This is a genomic window from Bradyrhizobium zhanjiangense (assembly GCF_004114935.1).
Lineage (GTDB): Bacteria > Pseudomonadota > Alphaproteobacteria > Rhizobiales > Xanthobacteraceae > Bradyrhizobium > Bradyrhizobium zhanjiangense.
The window spans coordinates 2128292-2145091 of record NZ_CP022221.1; the positions used below are offsets into that span (position 1 = coordinate 2128292).

At 58.9% G+C, this 16800-nt stretch carries 15 protein-coding genes and 2 pseudogenes; 14 read left to right on the top strand and 3 right to left on the bottom strand.

From position 1 onward, the window contains the following. The first annotated feature begins 76 nt into the window (after positions 1-76). Genes nifE through fdxB form a run of 6 tightly spaced genes read left to right on the top strand, consistent with a single transcriptional unit; the run spans position 77 to position 4528 of the window. A complete protein-coding gene (gene nifE, locus XH85_RS10185) occupies positions 77-1723 on the top strand; it encodes a nitrogenase iron-molybdenum cofactor biosynthesis protein NifE (RefSeq protein WP_128931786.1) in 1647 nt (548 codons plus the stop codon). A gap of 9 nt (positions 1724-1732) precedes the next feature. Next, on the top strand, positions 1733-3142 hold the full coding sequence (gene nifN / locus XH85_RS10190; protein ID WP_128931787.1) for a nitrogenase iron-molybdenum cofactor biosynthesis protein NifN: 1410 nt from the start codon (positions 1733-1735) through the stop codon (positions 3140-3142). Continuing rightward, complete coding sequence (gene nifX / locus XH85_RS10195) at positions 3139-3534, top strand: nitrogen fixation protein NifX (RefSeq protein WP_128931788.1); 396 nt, start codon at positions 3139-3141, stop codon at positions 3532-3534. Before nifN ends, nifX begins: the two co-directional genes overlap by 4 nt. Before the next feature lie 6 nt (positions 3535-3540). Continuing rightward, positions 3541-4017 carry a NifX-associated nitrogen fixation protein gene (locus XH85_RS10200; protein WP_128931789.1) on the top strand — a complete coding sequence of 159 codons (477 nt, stop codon included), beginning with the start codon at positions 3541-3543 and terminating at the stop codon, positions 4015-4017. Further along, a complete protein-coding gene (locus XH85_RS10205) occupies positions 4014-4214 on the top strand; it encodes a CCE_0567 family metalloprotein (protein WP_128931790.1) in 201 nt (66 codons plus the stop codon). Before XH85_RS10200 ends, XH85_RS10205 begins: the two co-directional genes overlap by 4 nt. A gap of 14 nt (positions 4215-4228) precedes the next feature. After that, complete coding sequence (fdxB, locus tag XH85_RS10210; protein ID WP_128931791.1) at positions 4229-4528, top strand: ferredoxin III, nif-specific; 300 nt, start codon at positions 4229-4231, stop codon at positions 4526-4528. 1384 nt (positions 4529-5912) lie between these two features. Here fdxB and XH85_RS10215 read toward each other — a convergent pair. Next, positions 5913-6141 (bottom strand): annotated as a pseudogene (locus XH85_RS10215) (transposase); the annotation flags it as partial. A 325-nt stretch (positions 6142-6466) separates the two neighbouring features. Here XH85_RS10215 and XH85_RS10220 point away from each other — a divergent pair. Next, complete coding sequence (locus XH85_RS10220) at positions 6467-7342, top strand: host specificity protein (RefSeq protein ID WP_245473939.1); 876 nt, start codon at positions 6467-6469, stop codon at positions 7340-7342. 546 nt (positions 7343-7888) lie between these two features. Beyond that, a pseudogene (locus tag XH85_RS10225) lies at positions 7889-8890 on the top strand (IS256 family transposase); the annotation flags it as partial. A gap of 261 nt (positions 8891-9151) precedes the next feature. On the opposite strand, the gene XH85_RS10230 reads toward XH85_RS10225, so the two are convergent. Continuing rightward, positions 9152-9427, bottom strand: a complete 276-nt coding sequence (locus tag XH85_RS10230; protein ID WP_128931792.1) for a hypothetical protein — start codon at positions 9425-9427, stop codon at positions 9152-9154. A 1328-nt stretch (positions 9428-10755) separates the two neighbouring features. On the opposite strand from XH85_RS10230, the gene XH85_RS10245 reads away from it, so the two are divergent. Then, complete coding sequence (locus XH85_RS10245) at positions 10756-11151, top strand: Rieske (2Fe-2S) protein (RefSeq protein WP_128931793.1); 396 nt, start codon at positions 10756-10758, stop codon at positions 11149-11151. A 7-nt stretch (positions 11152-11158) separates the two neighbouring features. On the opposite strand, the gene XH85_RS10250 is transcribed toward XH85_RS10245, so the two are convergent. Then, positions 11159-11749, bottom strand: a complete 591-nt coding sequence (locus tag XH85_RS10250; protein WP_128931794.1) for a hypothetical protein — start codon at positions 11747-11749, stop codon at positions 11159-11161. Positions 11750-12013: 264 nt separating this feature from the next. On the opposite strand from XH85_RS10250, the gene XH85_RS10255 reads away from it, so the two are divergent. The 5 genes from XH85_RS10255 to nifB all read left to right on the top strand — a co-directional run bounded on the left by XH85_RS10255 (position 12014) and on the right by nifB (position 16792). After that, entirely contained in the window at positions 12014-12334 is a 321-nt protein-coding gene (locus tag XH85_RS10255; protein ID WP_128931795.1) for a HesB/IscA family protein, read from the top strand. Positions 12335-12371: 37 nt separating this feature from the next. Next, positions 12372-12650 carry a NifU family protein gene (locus XH85_RS10260; protein ID WP_128931796.1) on the top strand — a complete coding sequence of 93 codons (279 nt, stop codon included), beginning with the start codon at positions 12372-12374 and terminating at the stop codon, positions 12648-12650. Then, positions 12647-13828 carry a cysteine desulfurase NifS gene (gene nifS / locus XH85_RS10265; RefSeq protein ID WP_128931797.1) on the top strand — a complete coding sequence of 394 codons (1182 nt, stop codon included), beginning with the start codon at positions 12647-12649 and terminating at the stop codon, positions 13826-13828. The genes XH85_RS10260 and nifS overlap by 4 nt, the downstream gene beginning before the upstream one ends. Further along, a complete protein-coding gene (nifT, locus tag XH85_RS10270; RefSeq protein ID WP_027571421.1) occupies positions 13825-14049 on the top strand; it encodes a putative nitrogen fixation protein NifT in 225 nt (74 codons plus the stop codon). The genes nifS and nifT overlap by 4 nt, the downstream gene beginning before the upstream one ends. A gap of 1195 nt (positions 14050-15244) precedes the next feature. Next, complete coding sequence (gene nifB / locus XH85_RS10280; RefSeq protein ID WP_164940914.1) at positions 15245-16792, top strand: nitrogenase cofactor biosynthesis protein NifB; 1548 nt, start codon at positions 15245-15247, stop codon at positions 16790-16792. Positions 16793-16800 lie beyond the last annotated feature (8 nt).

The window sequence follows — 16800 nt, forward strand, 5'->3', positions numbered from 1 at the left end:
TCGCCCAAGCACTCGACGATGGCGCAAGCACACGAGGGTTGACCACGCAATTAGTTTGCGCTGAGAGGAAAAAGGGATGAGTTCACTAGCGGCCACGGTCCAGAATATTTTCGACGAGCCGGGCTGCGCCAAGAACGGCAGTAAGTCGGAGGCTGAACGCAAGAACGGCTGCACCAAACAGCTGCAGCCGGGTAGCGCTGCCGGCGGCTGCGCTTTCGATGGCGCCAAGATTGCGTTGCAGCCGTTCACCGACGTCGCTCACTTGGTGCATGGTCCGATCGCGTGCGAAGGTAATTCCTGGGACAATCGCGGCGCGGCGTCGTCCGGCGCGAACCTGTGGCGCACCGCATTCACAACCGATTTGAGCGAAACCGATATTGTATTCGGAGGCGAGAAGCGGCTCTGCAGAGCGATCAAGGAGATCATCGACAAATGCGACCCGCCCGCCATCTTCGTCTATCAAACCTGCATCCCGGCGATGATCGGCGACGACATCAACGCCGTCTGTAAGGCAGCATCTCAAAGGTTAGCAAAGCCGGTGATCCCGATCAATTCGCCGGGCTTCGTCGGCTCGAAGAACCTCGGTAACAAGCTCGCCGGCGAGGCCTTGCTCGAATATGTGATCGGGACGCAAGAACCGGACTATACCACGCCGTACGACATCAACCTGATCGGGGAATACAACCTTTCGGGAGAGCTCTGGCAAGTGAAGCCATTGCTAGACGAGCTTGGGATACGGATTCTCGCCTGCATCTCCGGCGATGGCAAATATCGCGAAGTCGCGTCATCTCATCGCGCGCGGGCGGCGATGTTGGTGTGCTCAAAGTCCATGATCAACGTCGCACGCAAGATGGAGCAACGCTACGGGATCCCGTTCTTCGAGGGGTCGTTCTACGGTATTCAAGATTCGAGCGAGTCGCTGCGTCAGCTTGCCCGCTTGTTGGTTGAACGCGGCGCGCCGACAGATCTGCTCGGGCGCACCGAAGCGGTGATCGCGCGCGAGGAAGCGTGGGCCTGGGCTGCGATCGAGCCGTACAAGCCACGATTCGAAGGCAAGAAGGCCTTGTTGATTACCGGCGGCGTCAAGTCATGGTCGGTCGTTGCGGCACTCCAGGAAGCCGGACTTGAGTTAGTCGGAACCAGTGTGAAGAAATCAACCAGGAAAGACAAGGAGCGCATCAAGGAGCTCATGGGGCAGGATGCCCACATGATCGAGGACATGACGCCGCGCGAAATGTACAAGATGTTGAAGGACGCAAAAGCGGACATCATGCTATCGGGCGGCAAGTCGCAGTTCGTCGCCCTGAAAGCGGCGATGCCCTGGCTCGATATCAACCAGGAGCGTTGCCACGCCTATATGGGCTATGTCGGAATGGTCAAGCTGGTGGAGGAGATCGATAAGTCGCTCTCCAGTCCGATGTGGGAGCAGCTACGTCGACCGGCGCCATGGGAGGCATTGGCCAAGGCGATGGAGCAGATGCAATCGTCAGCGGCTGCGATCGCCTGTGATCCGGCGCTCGCCGAAACCGCGCGCCGCGCCAGGAAGATCTGCGTGTGTAACACGGTCGATCTGGGCACGATCGAGGATGCAATTTACGCGCACGGTCTGAGGAGCGTCGCCGCGGTCAGAGAGCATACCAATGCGGTCGGTGGCTGCTGCCAAAGACGCATCGAAGGTATCTTGTTGTCCGCGCCACCTGCCATGCGACAGGCCGCAGAATAGGGAGGCGTCATGGCCATCGTCACGGCGCAGACAAAAGCCTGCGCTGTCAACCCGCTGAAGATGAGCCAACCGATCGGCGGCGCATTCGCCTTCATGGGGCTGCGCGGTGCGATGCCGCTTCTGCACGGCTCCCAGGGGTGCACATCCTTCGGGCTCACGCTCTTTGTCCGGCATTTCAAAGAGGCAGTACCGCTGCAGACCACGGCGATGAGCGAGGTCGCGACCGTACTCGGCGGCTATGAGAATCTCGAGCAGGCGATACTGAACATCTATAACCGTACCAAGCCGAAGATCATCGGAATCTGCTCGACCGGTGTCACCGAGACCAACGGCGACGATGTGGATGCCTACCTCAAGCTAATCCGGAGCAATCATCCGCAACTCGCAAAGTTGCCACTGGTGTATGTCTCGACGCCTGATTTCAAGGGCGCGTTCCAGGACGGCTGGGAGAAGGCTGTGGCGCGCATTGTGGAGGTGCTGGTGGAAGGGTCCAACGCCGATGGCCTGCGGGATCCATCGAAGGTGAATGTTCTGCCGGGATCTCACCTCACGCCCGGTGATCTTGATGAACTCCGTGTCATACTGGAGGATTTCGGGCTGTGCCCGTCCTTCCTCCCTGATCTGGCGGGATCGCTCGATGGTCATATCCCCGATGAGTTTACGCCAACGACTATCGGCGGCATCGGCGTCGACGAAATTGCGAGCATGGGTCGCGCCGGGTGGACAATTGCGATCGGCGCGCAGATGCAGCGCGCGGCAGAGGTCATGCAGGGCAAGACCGGCGTGCCTTTTCGTGTCTTCGAGCGGCTGTGTGGCCTGTGCCCGAATGACGAGTTCATGACGTTCTTGAGCGAGATCAGCGGCCGCCCTATACCGTTGAAATATCGGCGCCAGCGCAGTCAGCTCGCCGATGCAATGCTGGACGCGCACTTCCATATTGGCGGCCGCAAAGTTGCGATCGGCGCTGAGCCAGACCTCCTGTTCGATCTGTCCGGCATGCTGCATGACATGGGCGCGCAGGTGACCGCGGCCGTGACGACCACTCAGTCGGGGGTGATCGAGCGGATCAAGACCAAGGAGGTACTCATTGGCGATCTCGAGGATCTGGAAGGGCTTGCCAAAACAAAGCATTGCGACCTGCTGATCACGCATTCGCATGGCAGGCAAGCGGCGGCTCGACTGAAAGTCCCGTTCTATCGTACGGGTTTTCCGATGTTCGATCGCCTTGGCGCGGGACACCAACTATCCGTGGGCTATCGTGGTACCCGCAATCTGATCTTCGACATCGCCAATCTCGTGATCGCGCACCGCGAGGAGAACGATCAGCCTACGCCCGATAAATGGAGGACTGCGGCCGGGCTGCCACGATACTCGGGGTATCGCAGTCCGATCGGCGCAGCTGAGGGGTCGATTGCATGAAGATCGCGTTTGCCACTCAGGACCTGAAACGCGTCGATGCCCATTTTGGTTGGGCAAAGAATATCGCAATCTACGATGTCACGCCTGGCGGCCACGTGTTTCTCAAAGCGGTTGAGTTTGAGGGCGATCTTAAGGAAGACGGTAATGACGACAAGTTGGCGCCGAAGATCGAAGCAATCAAGGATTGCGCAATCCTTTACGTCGCCGCCATTGGCGGTGCTGGGGCTGCGCGAGTGGTGGCCAACAAGATCCATCCTATCAAGGTGAACAAGCCAGAAAGCATTCTGGTGTTGCTCGAAAAACTTCAGCGCGTACTGAAGGGCACGCCACCTCCCTGGCTCCGCAAGGCCATGGCAAAAGACCGACGGCGAACCTTCGAGTTCGACGAATGAGGTGATATGACCGCAAAAATAGAGCAGCAGGGGAACGCCGCCGACGCGCCGTTCCTCATGGAGTTGATCAAGGTTTGGCGTGCTCAGGACACCAGCGGAGTCTGGGAGGCGAAGAGCGATCTCGATCTGCTCGAACTCTATATTCTGGACAAGGAGAAACGGCGCGCATTGCCGATTATCGGTGATCCTGATCCCGATACGCTGTGGCGGCTTAAGCTGTTCTTCGATGCGGTCGCGCTCTCGATCGAGAGGGAGACCGGCGCGATGACCCAGCCGATTCTGGATCTGCATCATGAAGGCTTCGCCCGCATGGTGCTCATCTCAGGCCGTCTGATCGCCGTGAACAAGCAGCTGCGCGATGTGCATCGCTTCGGATTCGATAATTTGGTAAAGCTCGCGCAGCAGGGCGACAAATGTGTCAGCGACGGAATCGACTTGATTCGGAAATTTCCGGAAGTGGCGAACTATTGGGGATATTCATGAGCGATCGTGAAACACTGAAGGCAGAACTAAAGAAACTGTCCGTCAAGGCGACACAAGCCAAGATGGATCTGCACGACCTTTCGGAAGAATTGCCCGTCAACTGGACGTCGATCATGGTGGTGGCGCAGAAGGCGCACAACGCCTATGCCGAACTGGAGCGCAAGAGCCGTGATCTGAAGGCGACGGAAAATACCTAAAGGAGGCCCGAGCCATGTCATTTGCAACGCGCGATGGACGCGAATGGACGCCAGAATATCTGGTCTCGATCAATAACAAGAAGTGCATCGGCTGCGGCCGCTGTTTCAAGGTGTGCGGTCGGGATGTCATGACTTTGAAAGGAATCAACGAGGAAGGCGAACTTGTCGACCTCGACAATGACGAGGACGATGAGATCGAAAAGAAGATCATGGTTCTGAACGATCAGGGGGCCTGCATCGGCTGCGGTGCGTGCGCCAGGGTTTGCCCGGCGGACTGCCAGACCCACGTTTCAGCCGCAGCCAAAGCTGCATGAGCAAAGGCGGCTCTCTCTCTCTCTCTCTCTCTCTCTCTCTCTCTCGCAGCAGCAGCAGGCGGGATATGGAGGGAGGACCCGTTGGTGATCAGGTGAACCGGCAACGCAGACTCGGCCGGCGGGCTTGAATGGCCCAGATCTTCCACTGAACAGCAAGACGGAACGCGCGGACATAGGCCGCAAAGGCTGCTTAGTCCCCAGACAAGCCATACCGACTGAGTGGCGTCCCGCTTGCGAATCGCTCTCATATCGCAGGGTCCACGTTTTCGGCAAAGGCGCGCTGGCCCTTACGCGGGGCGGGTGATCAAGTTGCCTTCGTGGTCTTCATAGATTTCGAATTGCTGGTTTCCGAAGTAGGGGGCGTTCCTGCGGAGCCAATGGTGCCCATCTTGTCCTGTGGCGTGCCCGGTTGCTGGATCGGCATGAACGTAAGTCGGCCGCGTGCGCCGAGAGGGGACAATTGTCTGCCCGATCATGGCCAATCGCGTTGAAGCGCATGTGATGGCGGCACCTGTATCCTCCGCAATTCTCCACTGGGGACCGGATGGCGCTGCCCGGAATTGGATGGACGGTGCAATAGCGTAGGCGAGGTCGTCGACGCCGCGATAAAAGCACCGAGCTGTAATTCCGCTCGCAAGTCGCCGATCCTCGATACACGGCTGCATTGGTCAATGTGCCAGGTCGAATGGGGTGTCTCAATGGCGGCGGCGCGATACTCTCTGGTTTCGGACCCGCCCATTCAAGAGATCGGCCGAGCTGACTTCATGGAAGGAGTAAGAGAGTCTTGGCCCGTGACATCAGGCACATCGTTGAGAACCCACAAGATTACTCTGATTTCGTGTCCGAGAAAGCTTAGCGTGCAGCAACGGTTGCTGGAAGTTACGCCAACACCTACGATGATCCAAATAAGCCGGCGAAATTTTACAGCTATAAGTTGGACGACGAAACTGTTGGGCTTTTAAGAGCAGGAGGCCCGGCTCGGATTAAAGAAGACACGAGCGCTCGGACCTGAGCCACTGGCGCAAGGCTAGACGACAAGCTGGAGCTGTTGCTGGCCGATAGCCTGCGGGTGGCGCACTACGAGTCGTGGCGCCAGCGCTCGCACCCCCCTCATCGGAGAGGGCTATCGCATATGGCGTGAATAATGCTTCGGCATCGGCAGTGGGCTCCCTCTCCCGCTTGCGGGGGAGGGCTGGGGTGGGGGTGCCTCCGCGTCGGGATTGTCGAGAATTGCGGAGGCGATCCCGGTGCGGTGAGAGCCCTCACTCGCCGCGCTCGGGACGATGCTTCGCATCGCCCGGGACGCGTCGGCCTCTCCCGCAGGCGGGAGAGGCGGAGCAAACTCGCGGGTGGTCCCCGCAAAATGCATATGCGATAGCCCTACCTCATCGGACAGGCCGTAAATGTGCTTGAGTAGCAGCAGCCCGATCACAAAGCGGGTCGCGATCCAGCGCTGGCCGTTCTCGCTGTATAGCGGCGCGATCTCGCCGTCGATCGACTTCCAATCGACCTTGCCGGCGAGCTGAACCAGCGCGTGCTTCATATCGATGATCTGATCTAGCCTGGCCCGGAACAGATCGCCCGATCCTCGTCGTGTGCTTCTTCGGTTGCATCGCCACCTCCGATGCGACGACGGAGTCATGACTGGCGATTCGACGGAATTCCAAAAATGAAACTGCAAGGCTCCGATGCCCGGTGCATCAAATGCTCGGTGCATCAAACCCTGCATTCGGAAACCAGCCCACAACGACAAAATGCGATCCTAGCTCAATTGCTTAGCCGTTCTTCGTGGACGACGAAGTCGCTTCCTCCACAAGAGCGCGCGACAGACGCTCAACCTGCGCGCGTCAGCTCATAGTCAGCTAGCCCTCTTACCATCATCGGTAGAGCTCGCGCGAGCTCAGCACCCTCAACCCGTACCGACAGGAGATCGATCCAATGTATGGCCGAATTGTTGGCTCATCCAGCCAATCCACAAGCGCTAGCCAGGCTGATGAATCGAGGCATTCAGATGACGAGGGCTTTGCGGAAAGGCTTGCAGCCACGGCACCCGATGCTGGCCCAAGTTCGTCCCAGCCAGCGACACGGCGGTACTTCATAGATTCCCGAGCTCCGATCAAAGAGATCGAACGCGGTACTTTCGGGGAAGAAGTAAAGGCCTTCTACAGCGATGAGATCAAGCACATTGCCGATCATCCACTGGAGTACTCGGATTTCATATCCAAAAAAGCTGAGCGCGCAGCAAACGTTGCTAGAACCCAGGGGCACACCGACGAAGACACGGACGAGGCGCGATATTACGCATATCGCTTGGGTGACAAAACTGTTGGGCTTCTGAGAACAGAAGGCGGACTTCGGGTAGGAGGAAGGCGATTCAGCGCCCAGTTTCCCGGTCGAGACGCGGTCACATCCCAAGTAGATCTTCGGGTTACTCATCCGCTCGTCGAGAACGCTGGCGATATTCTACTGGAGCATCAGCTTCGGCAGGACGGCGAGAAAGCATTGATTATGTCAAAACCTGCGTTTACAGGCGTCGAGCCCCGTCTGGCTCAGATGGGCTTTGTTCCTGTGAGTGATAAGAATCACTGGGTGCTTGATCCTCACCAGCATCCCGATAAGTGGACGCATAACGCTGAAGGTAAATGGCAACGGGTAGGCAAACCTGAAGGATATCTCGCCGCCGAGAGTAGTGGTGGTCAGGCAAAAATCGAGCGAGCTTTGAGTGAAGCAAGTGATGAGACAGAGTCGTCCGGCGATGACACGTCTTGGTACTTCGAACGCCTCAATCTAGGCCCGGGGTCGGCTGCCGGATAGTCGCTGTGGACGAGGCCGGACCTGAAAGCGGTGGCTACTGAGCTCATCGAGTATGTCGCTGCCCAAACGGCTTGCCACTTCAAAACGAGCTTGCGTCAGGCGGCGGGATCGCGCCCGGAGTGCCCAGCGCTGGGCCGCTCGCCGCCAGTGCGGCTTAACCCTCAGCTGCCTGCGCTGGCGCCGGGCGGCCCGGTGCTCCCCCGCCGGGGTCGGCTGGGGGGCGGCCACCGACCAATCCTGCTGACTGGGACATTTTGATCAGTCGGCGACGTCTCGCTCGCGAGCGCAACCGCTTTGTCAATGCACCAAAGCAGAGCGCGTAAGAGCGGCGGCGTGCGCTCAAAGAGTACCATTAAGTGATCATGAAGCAGATCGAGGATAAGCAAGCTGGAAATGATTTGGTCTCTCTGCGAGATGGTCAAACTTGGCTGCGAGCTTCGCTTGGAGCTGTGGGGGAAAGAAAGTGGGCGATGACGGCCTGAGATAGGCGCCATATCGAGGGGCGTGTAGAAGCCTGCCGGATCCTCTCGAGGAGAGCGATACGCCATGAATGAGACTACCAATACCGTCCCGCATCGTCGGCCTACGCGATCGACGACCCACTAATCGGTGTACTGCGCGCCGGTGCGCGGCAACTTCTGGCGCAGGCCGTCGAGGTCGAAGTCGAGGCATTTCTTGCCACGGTGAAGAAGGTTAAAGCTTGCCGACGGATGCGCCCGTGTCGTGCGGCATGGTTACGGCCCGGCGCCAACATTGCGAGCATTGGCCCGGTCGAGGTGGCGCGGGCGAAGAGTCGTGGCCGCGGGGCGGCCGGAGATGGCGAGCGGATCCGGTTCAGCTCGGCGATCCTACAGCTGTGGGCACGGCGGACCAGAACTTTGCATGCCATGTTGCCGGTGTTGTACCTGCGCGGCATCTCGAGCGGTGATTTCCAGGATGACGGCCTTGCAGGGTAATAACGCGTCCAACTCGTCGCCTGCGGTGATTTCCCGGCCGACGGCGGAGTGGCAAGGCGAGTACGAGCGCTGGCAGAGGCGCGATCTGTGGGCGCGCCGATACGTCTACGTGTGGGCTGATGGGGTCTTGCTGCAGGCCGCATGGAAGATCATGACGACTGCATGCTGGTGCTGGTCGGGGCAACGCCGGAAGGCAAGAAGGAACTGATTGGTTTTCAAGTCGGCGTGCGGAAGAGCGCACAGAGCTGGCGCGAGCTCCTGATCGACATCAAGCAAGCGCGGGTTGCAGATCGCCCGGCAATTGCCGTCGGCGACGGCGCGGTCGGCTTCTGGATGGCGCTCGAGGAGGTCTTGCGGCACGCGACACCAGCGAAGCTGGGTGCACAACACCGTTAATATCCTGGACAAGGTCCCGCTCGATGCAGGCCGCCATGAAGATCTGCACGAGGTCTATTGGGCGCCGAATCGGACGTCCGCCCGAAGCGGCAATCGACGTCTTTGCGGAAAATGCCGTGCCAAACACGGGCGGGCAGTCGAATGCCCGGTCAAGGATCGCGAAACCCTGCTGGACTTCTACGGCTTCCCTGCCGACGACGGACGAGATGGAAAAGCGACTTCTTCATGGTGAGACGACGATTGCAGCGATCGCCGCAAGTCCATTCTTTTGTTCCGCCACGCTGGTGTGGAGCGGACGGCATTCCCGGCTAGAATGTGCCGTCAGCCACGATTATGGTTCTGAGCGCGGGCGACCTCGTGGCGAAGCGTGATGCGTCGGCTGCAAGCGTCACCGGATTGCCTATTTTGACTTGCCGAGCTGAGGCGCCCGCTCGTCGGTCTTTGGCCGGCGCTGTTTTCATTGCGACACGAATTGTTGGCAGCTTTGCGCCGCGTGAGTGGCAATCAACATCTCGCGGTCGCGCAGCGCCTTGATGTTGTAGGTATAGAAGGCTGGACTACTCCGGCTGCCTTTCTGTTGCGGATGTCCGGCTTGAGACTTAACCCCACAGCGGGTGCTTTGTAGCGCCAGGTGTCCGACAAAAATCTCACGTCCGGCGTCGCGCAAATACCCGGTGTCGCGGTCGGTCAGGATCCAGTTCGGCGGAATGCCATGCCCGTCGAAGAGCGGCACGACGCACTCGTTCGGCTTAAGCCGTGTGGCAGCCTCGAAATCATATGATTGCTGAAGCCTTCGCCGTGTTGGATCCTGGGGCAGCATCGGAAAAGCCGCTATGGTCAGGTTCACCGGTTCGGCCGGGGTCTCAGAGCAGGGCAAAGGTACGGGACGGATCACCAAGAAACCTGAGAGATCCCGTTCGTGCCCACGTGGAAAGCCGGTACGGAGCACCGGCCTCAACAAAGCTCCATCCTCAAATCCGGCCGTTACATCGCGCCGCCGGTGCGACGGCACTACATGCCCAAGGCGGATGGCACCGAACGGCCACTGGGGATCCCGACACTGGAGGACAACGCAGCGAGCGATTCTCCTGCTGCTGGAGCCCATTTACGAGACGGACTTCTTGCCGTGCTCGTACAGCTTCCGACCGGGACGATCGGCCCATGATGCTCTGCGCGCCCTGCGTACAGGGTTCGTGGGTAAGAATGTCGTCCGGCAGATAACGGCAAAAGACCGTTACGCTCGCGCGCTCGCATCCGTGATGGAATGGTGTCGGCTCAACCTGCATCGTCCATTCCAGGAACAGCACGCCCACTTGTCGCGGGTGATCCGGGGGCACTGCGCCTAATACGGCATCTCCGGCAACGGCCGACGGATCAGATGGTATCACCACCAGCTTACGCGGAAGAAATGGGTCGCACGGCGTGGCCGCCACAGCAATCTGCCGTGGAAGCGCTTCCGGGCCATGCTCGCGCGACACCCGCTGTCGAACAGCCAAGATCGTCCACCAATATGCCGTCCCCTGAGCGAAGCTTGCGCGTGAAGAACCGGATGCGGGTAATCCGTTCGTCCGGGTCTGTGAGGGCGGGGATGGCAACATCCCCGCCTACTCGGCAGCCATGCGGGCGCAAAGGCCTTGGCCTAAGGGGGGCGCACGCTCGCCGCGTGCGCCCCGTCGCTCGCCGGAAGCGAGCGTTCAACTTTCTGCGAAGGCACTTGCGATGCCGCGATGGGATATACCATCGGAGGGCATCGTAACCAGGCCTTCTGCAGCGTGGCGATCACCGAGCAGCAAAGACCAGCCAGCGCGTTTAGCTGTCCGGCAAATGGTTCAGAAAGGTTGGAGGCGAAAGCTGCAGCTGCGCAGCCAGCATGGAAAGGGCAGCAAGGCTCAATGCTCGTGCGAATTGGTCTGAATTGTGCGCCCGGGCCAATGAGGTGTCCTGCAATGGCGAAGCTTGCGCGTTGGATTGCCGGAAACACGAGCCGTTCCGGCACTTGTACGGTTCTTGCAGGGGTGATTGCACAGCGACAATTAACGTCTTGCAATAAACGAGCGATGAATGCAGCCAGATGCGATCTATGCGGTTTGCGGCTTTAACGACATTCCGAGCCGCCAGGCAATGGGATTTCATCTCATAGTCGTCGATGATGACGGCAATCACCGCCCGTGGTCCATCATTGTGGTGCGCTGGGGCAAAAAGGTGCTTGGCTATGTCAATAAATGCCCGCACAACAGCGTCAATTTGGACTGGGAGCGGAACCAATTCCTCGATCCATACGGCATCCGACTGATGTGCGGCAAACACGGTTCTACCTTCGAACTCGGCACTGGGCGGTGCGTCGAAGGTCCGTGTAAGGGTAGAGCGCTCACGCCGATCGCGGTGACAGTTCTGGATGGTGATATCTGTGTCGGCGGCGTGCGCCTTGTTGAAGATGATGCGGCCCAGAACGAATGAACCGCGCTTAGACTGGCCGGTTCTCGTTACGGTTTCTCACCGGTTCCATCCTCTTCAGGCCATCCTCGTAGGAGATCTCGTCGTAGGCCAGATCGAGTTTCTTTGCCGCATCGAGCAGGTAATCGAGCTTGCCGCCCGCATCCAGCTTCTTGATGTCATCCTTATTGATCCCGACCAGCTCCATCATCTCCTTCCAAACTGTGGATTCATCGCACGGCAGGATGCGGAAGGTAATACCATCGAGCTTGGTTTGGTATTTCGCCAGCAAGTCTATGTTGTTACAGAACATGAAGTAGCTGCCATCTGGGCTCAACGCGCCATCGAGCACGGTTGCGACGTCAGCAAGATAGGCGAATGAGTGCAGGTAGCCGGCCAGCACCGGAATGGTGCCTTCTCCCTCCTGCGCGATCGTCAAAACTTGCTCAATCGAATAGTCCGGCGGCCGTTTCTCGTCCGCAACTTGAGCCTGGAATTTTAGTGCAACGTCGCCGCGAAAACCGAACCGGCCCGGCTTGGAAGTCCCGCCTTTGAGTACGGCATTGAGCAGGCGGCCCTCGCTCTCAAGTCTGCCGAGTGCGGTGTTCTCGATTGCAGTCATTAAATTCGTCCTCGATCTAAGCTCTTCACCGACGATTTGGCCGGTGCCAGATGCGATGCAAATTGCTTGCCGTCGCATGCGTCGCTTCCCCGAGCGTAGCTTAGAAAGAAAACGCATCGAGGGGCTGCGCCTAGTTCTGTCAGGAATCCAACACCGGTTCCAAAGCCAACAGGCGCGATTCGAAAAAGTGCGCATCATCAAGCTTCTGCGCGCTGGCACGTGACTTGCCCTTAGCAGCTAGATCGAAGCTGATGAGGGAAAGCCGTGATCAACCTGACGGACAGCGCAGTGAATGCAATCAAGAGCGCGATTTCATCGTCGGCGCACCCGGCCGGCGGTCTGCGTGTCATGATCGAAGCAGGCGGCTGCAATGGATTCAAATACAAGATGGGCCTGGCCGAGGAACCGAAGCCTGACGACGCCGTGATCGAATGCGACGGGCTGAAGGTGTTCGTCGATGAGAAGAGCCGTGAGCATCTGGTCGGCACGACCATCGATTTCGTGATGGCACTGGAGAGTTCTGGCTTTACTTTTTACAACCCGAACGCCACCGCGAACTGCTCCTGCGGAAAATCGTTCGGCTGATGAAAAAATCATTCAGCGGATGAGGAGACGTCGAAGCATGCCGGCCGAACCAGAACAACTGAGGCAATCATTATCCACTGCGACCGACCGAGAGCGTCGCATTCGCGGCGCAATCGATCCGACCCAACGCGACGGTGGCGACTGTCACCTGATCGGAATTCATGGCGGCAGAGTCATGGTCAGGCTGACCGGTGCCTTCACGTTGTGTAAGCTTTCGAAGGTGACGCTGAAGGGCATTCAGGCGCGGCTAGTCGATAAACTCAGCGAATGGGTTCGCCTGAATCCCGTCGCTGCTGCAGGCGAGGCAGTGAATTGAGCGAAAATCGAGTGCCGATTTACCTCGATAACAATGCAACGACGCGGACAGATCCATCCGTCGTGCAAGCCATGTTGCCGTTCTTCACCGAGCAATTCGGCAATGCCTCGTCCACGCATGTCTTTGGCAGCGAGGTCGCAGTCGCCGTGAGGCAGGCCCGGCGTAGCTTGCGGGGGCTGCTAGGGAATGCACACGATCATGAAATCGTTTTCACCTCGGGAGGGACCGAGGCCAATAATGCCGCGATCCTTTCTGCGCTTGCGACGCAGGAAGACCGCGACGAGATCGTCACCACCTCGGTAGAGCACTCTGCCGTTCTTGCGCTAACCGAGCAATTGGCGACCAGAGGAGTCAAGACGCACATCGTACCCGTAGATTCCCGCGGCCGGGTCGACATCGAGGCGTTTCGCCGCGCGCTCGGGCCGCGCACAGCGATAGCCTCGGCTATGTGGGCGAACAACGAGACCGGCACGATATTTCCTGTGGAGTTTCTGGCAGGGTTGAGCCGTGAGGCGGGCGCGCTGTTTCACACCGATGCTGTCCAGGCCATCGGTAAGGTGCGAGTAAACCTAAAGGACAGTGCGATCGACATGCTGTCCCTATCCGGGCACAAACTGCACGGCCCCAAGGGGATTGGCGCGCTATATTTGCGCAAAGGGACAAAATTCCGGCCGCTGATCTGCGGCGGATCACAGGAACGAGGGCGCCGCGGCGGGACTGAGAATATTCCCGGCATTGTCGGCCTGGGAAAGGCTGCCGAGCTTGCGGCGGAGCAGGTCGAATCGGAGCGCATTCGCATTGGCGGGTTGCGCGACCGTCTTGAGCAGGGAATTTTACACAATGGCGAGTGCGTTGCGCTCGGCGATATCGGCAATCGATTAGCGAACACGGCCCACATTGCCTTCGATCATCTCGAAGGCGAAGCCATCGCTCACCATCTCAATCTGGCGGGCATTGCCGTGTCGCTCGGATCAGCCTGCAATTCCGGCTCAATGCAGCCATCGCATGTTCTGCGTGCCATGGACGTGCCGGCGTGTCGGATGCGTGGCGCGGTGCGCTTTTCTCTGTCGCGTGAAACCTCCTTCGCGGAGGTCGATGAGGTCGTGTGCGCAGTGTCCGACATCGTGGCTCGCCTGCGCGCCACCTCCTGCGTCACAGCCAGGGAGTTGACCTCGTGAAAATCATGATCCGCCGGTCTCCGGACGCGGGCCTGTCGATCTACGTGCCAAAAAAGGATCTCGAAGAGCCAATCGTGGAATCCGAGCACGAGACGCTATGGGGCGGCTGGATCAAAGTAGCTAATGGCTGGGTACTCGATTTGCCCGAGATGGCGAGCGACACACGGCTACCGATCACAATCAACGCTAAAAAACGGGGCGAGAACGGGGACGATCCGTGAAGGTGCCCCCGCAGATCGACTTTGTCGATGCGGCCAATGCAAAAAGCCACGCTCGTGGACACCGCTGCCGGAGAGAGCCGCGAGCATTGTTCCCCATCTCGGTCCTGGCCTCGCCGAATTGTGCAGATCCGATATGCCGACCACACCAGAGACGTTGGCCGGCTTCTTCGAGCGAGGTTGCGCTGCCTCGGCGGGCTAGGGGCAATGCGTGGGCGTCGGCGTAACATGTCGAGATCAGCGAAGATCGGTCCGCCGTGACGGCATTGATGACGCAAGCTTCGCTCGGCCGGTCGAGCCGACGCGGTTGCACCATTATCTTGCGTCCCTGTCGCTGCCAGTCATGGTCGACGTCTGGTATGACGCCGTCATGCGCGCGGCGCTGGGTAAGCGCGATGGATGGGGCGAAGTGCAGGGGTATCACCCGCGTCGGCATTGGCGAAACTCGCTGATATCGCTTTTACGATTTACTTGGCGTGAGGTCGGCAGTGCGTGGCCGTCAGCTGGGCTACGGGGGTGCTGTACAAGTCGCAGGGTAGCGTGCAGCCGGCCAACAACTTCCTTATCTCCACCGCGGACTACGTCAGGCGTTGACCGAAATCGACATTCAGACGCCAGTTCCGGACATCATGAAGGAAAGGTGAACCAGACAGATCTCTTGATCGGCTGTCGCTTAACGAACAGCTGTTGCCTAGCTATGCGCGGCAGATCATCAAGCGCTCGGCCGACACCCACTATGCCATCGTTGATCCGGACGCGCTCTCTCGCAACGAGCTCCGCTTTTTACTCGAGCAAGGCCTGACACCGCTTGCGATTGGGCTCCGTTGCGCAGTTGAGATACTGCTCACCCATTAGCGGCCTTGCGAAGCCGGGATCCCTCAGCTCGTATTGGCATATTGTGAGAGCCGCAACGCGAGAAAACCCGTTCGGATGGAGCCGGGTTCCGGCGAGCTTAGCGCGAGAATGAATGCGCAAGCCATGGAGCTCTGCGTGAGAATGGCGACGTATCTGTCGCATCATCAACAAGCGCATCATTGCGTTCTTTCATGCGCCAGCGACGATCGTTTCCACAAATCCCTTGGCGTACGGCTGCAATTTCATCGTCTCCGCCATGGCATGCAAGTTGCTACTCAGCTCCTTGAGGCTCGCTCACGGATAGTCCTGGGTGGCCGATGATGCCTGCAGGGAAAAATTTAGAATGAATGCGGTCGTGGAACGCGGAAAGCATGTCAAAGCTGCAATGGATAACGGCAGGATGATGCAGTCCGCCGCCTGCCGCGCTTCGGCCAAGTCCGCGCAGGCGAGCTACGGCTCGCAGGCAGGCCAAGGCGATCTGCCGACCGAAGTCTGGAAAAAGGTCAAGAACCATCCCTGCTACAGCGAAGATGCGCATCATCATTACGCCCGCATGCATGTCGCGGTCGCGCCTGCGTGCAACATCCAGTGCAATTACTGCAACCGAAAATACGACTGCGCCAATGAATCGCGTCCGGGTGTGGTGAGCGAGAAGCTCACCCCAGAGCAGGCGGTTAGAAAAGTGCTTGCGGTCGCGACCACTATTCCGCAGATGACGGTGCTTGGCATCGCTGGTCCCGGCGATCCCTTGGCCAATCCAGCAAAGACGTTCAAGACGTTCGAGCTGGTTGCCGAGGCGGCTCCCGACATCAAGCTGTGTCTGTCAACCAACGGACTGGCTCTACCGGACCATATTGATACCATCGCCAGGTTGAAAATTGATCACGTCACCATCACCATCAACATGGTCGATCCCGAAATCGGCGCCAAGATCTATCCGTGGATCTTCTTCAACCACAAGCGCTACACCGGCATTGACGCGGCAAGGATACTCACCGATCGCCAGCTGCAAGGTCTCGAGATGCTTAGCGAACGAGGTATCCTGTGCAAGGTCAACTCGGTGATGATCCCAAACATCAACGACGACCACCTGATCGAGGTCAACAAGGCGGTGAAGTCGCGCGGTGCCTTCCTTCACAATATCATGCCGCTGATCTCCGCGCCCGAGCACGGCACAGTATTTGGCCTCAAGGGTCAGCGCGGACCGACGGCACAGGAATTGAAGGCGCTGCAAGATGCTTGTGGAGGTGAGTTAAAAATGATGCGGCATTGCCGCCAGTGCCGCGCCGATGCGGTCGGTCTACTCGGGGAGGACCGCAGGGCAGAGTTCACCACCGATCAGGTCATGAAAATGGACGTCCAATATGACCTAGAGATGCGCAAGGCATATCAGGAGAGGGTAGAGCATGAGCGCGCCGCTAAAGTCGCAGCCGCCCAAAATGAGCGTGCGGAAATGTCCGGAGAGATGAGCCCGATCACTCTTCTAGTGGCCGTCGCAACCAAGGGCTCGGGGTTGATCAACGAGCACTTTGGGCATGCAAAGGAATTCCAGGTCTACGAACTTTCTACATCCGGCGCCAAATTCGTCGGTCACCGCCGCGTGGACGTTTACTGCCAGAGCGGTTATGGCGAGGAGGACCGGCTTTCCGCCATCATGCGTGGCATCCATGATTGCCATGCGGTCTTCATCTCCAAGATCGGCGGCTGCCCGAAAAGCAATCTGATCAAGGCGGGAATCGAGCCGGTTGATCAATACGCCTATGAGTTCATTGAGAAATCGGCGATCGCCTGGTTCAGATCCTATCTGGACAAGGTGAAACGCGGGGAGATCCAGCACGTGCAGCGAAGTGACGCCGCGATCCGGCAAGGATCTCTGATCTCTGCAGGGTAAGGGGGAAT

Coding starts and splice junctions, on each gene's coding strand:
- nifB (WP_164940914.1), top strand. CDS start 15,245: ATGAATGCGGTCGTGGAACGCGGAAAGCATGTCAAAGCTGCAATGGAT.
- nifN (WP_128931787.1), top strand. CDS start 1,733: ATGGCCATCGTCACGGCGCAGACAAAAGCCTGCGCTGTCAACCCGCTG.
- XH85_RS10260 (WP_128931796.1), top strand. CDS start 12,372: ATGCCGGCCGAACCAGAACAACTGAGGCAATCATTATCCACTGCGACC.
- XH85_RS10220 (WP_245473939.1), top strand. CDS start 6,467: ATGTATGGCCGAATTGTTGGCTCATCCAGCCAATCCACAAGCGCTAGC.
- XH85_RS10245 (WP_128931793.1), top strand. CDS start 10,756: ATGCAGCCAGATGCGATCTATGCGGTTTGCGGCTTTAACGACATTCCG.
- XH85_RS10205 (WP_128931790.1), top strand. CDS start 4,014: ATGAGCGATCGTGAAACACTGAAGGCAGAACTAAAGAAACTGTCCGTC.
- XH85_RS10250 (WP_128931794.1), bottom strand. CDS start 11,749: ATGACTGCAATCGAGAACACCGCACTCGGCAGACTTGAGAGCGAGGGC.
- XH85_RS10200 (WP_128931789.1), top strand. CDS start 3,541: ATGACCGCAAAAATAGAGCAGCAGGGGAACGCCGCCGACGCGCCGTTC.
- nifX (WP_128931788.1), top strand. CDS start 3,139: ATGAAGATCGCGTTTGCCACTCAGGACCTGAAACGCGTCGATGCCCAT.
- nifE (WP_128931786.1), top strand. CDS start 77: ATGAGTTCACTAGCGGCCACGGTCCAGAATATTTTCGACGAGCCGGGC.
- fdxB (WP_128931791.1), top strand. CDS start 4,229: ATGTCATTTGCAACGCGCGATGGACGCGAATGGACGCCAGAATATCTG.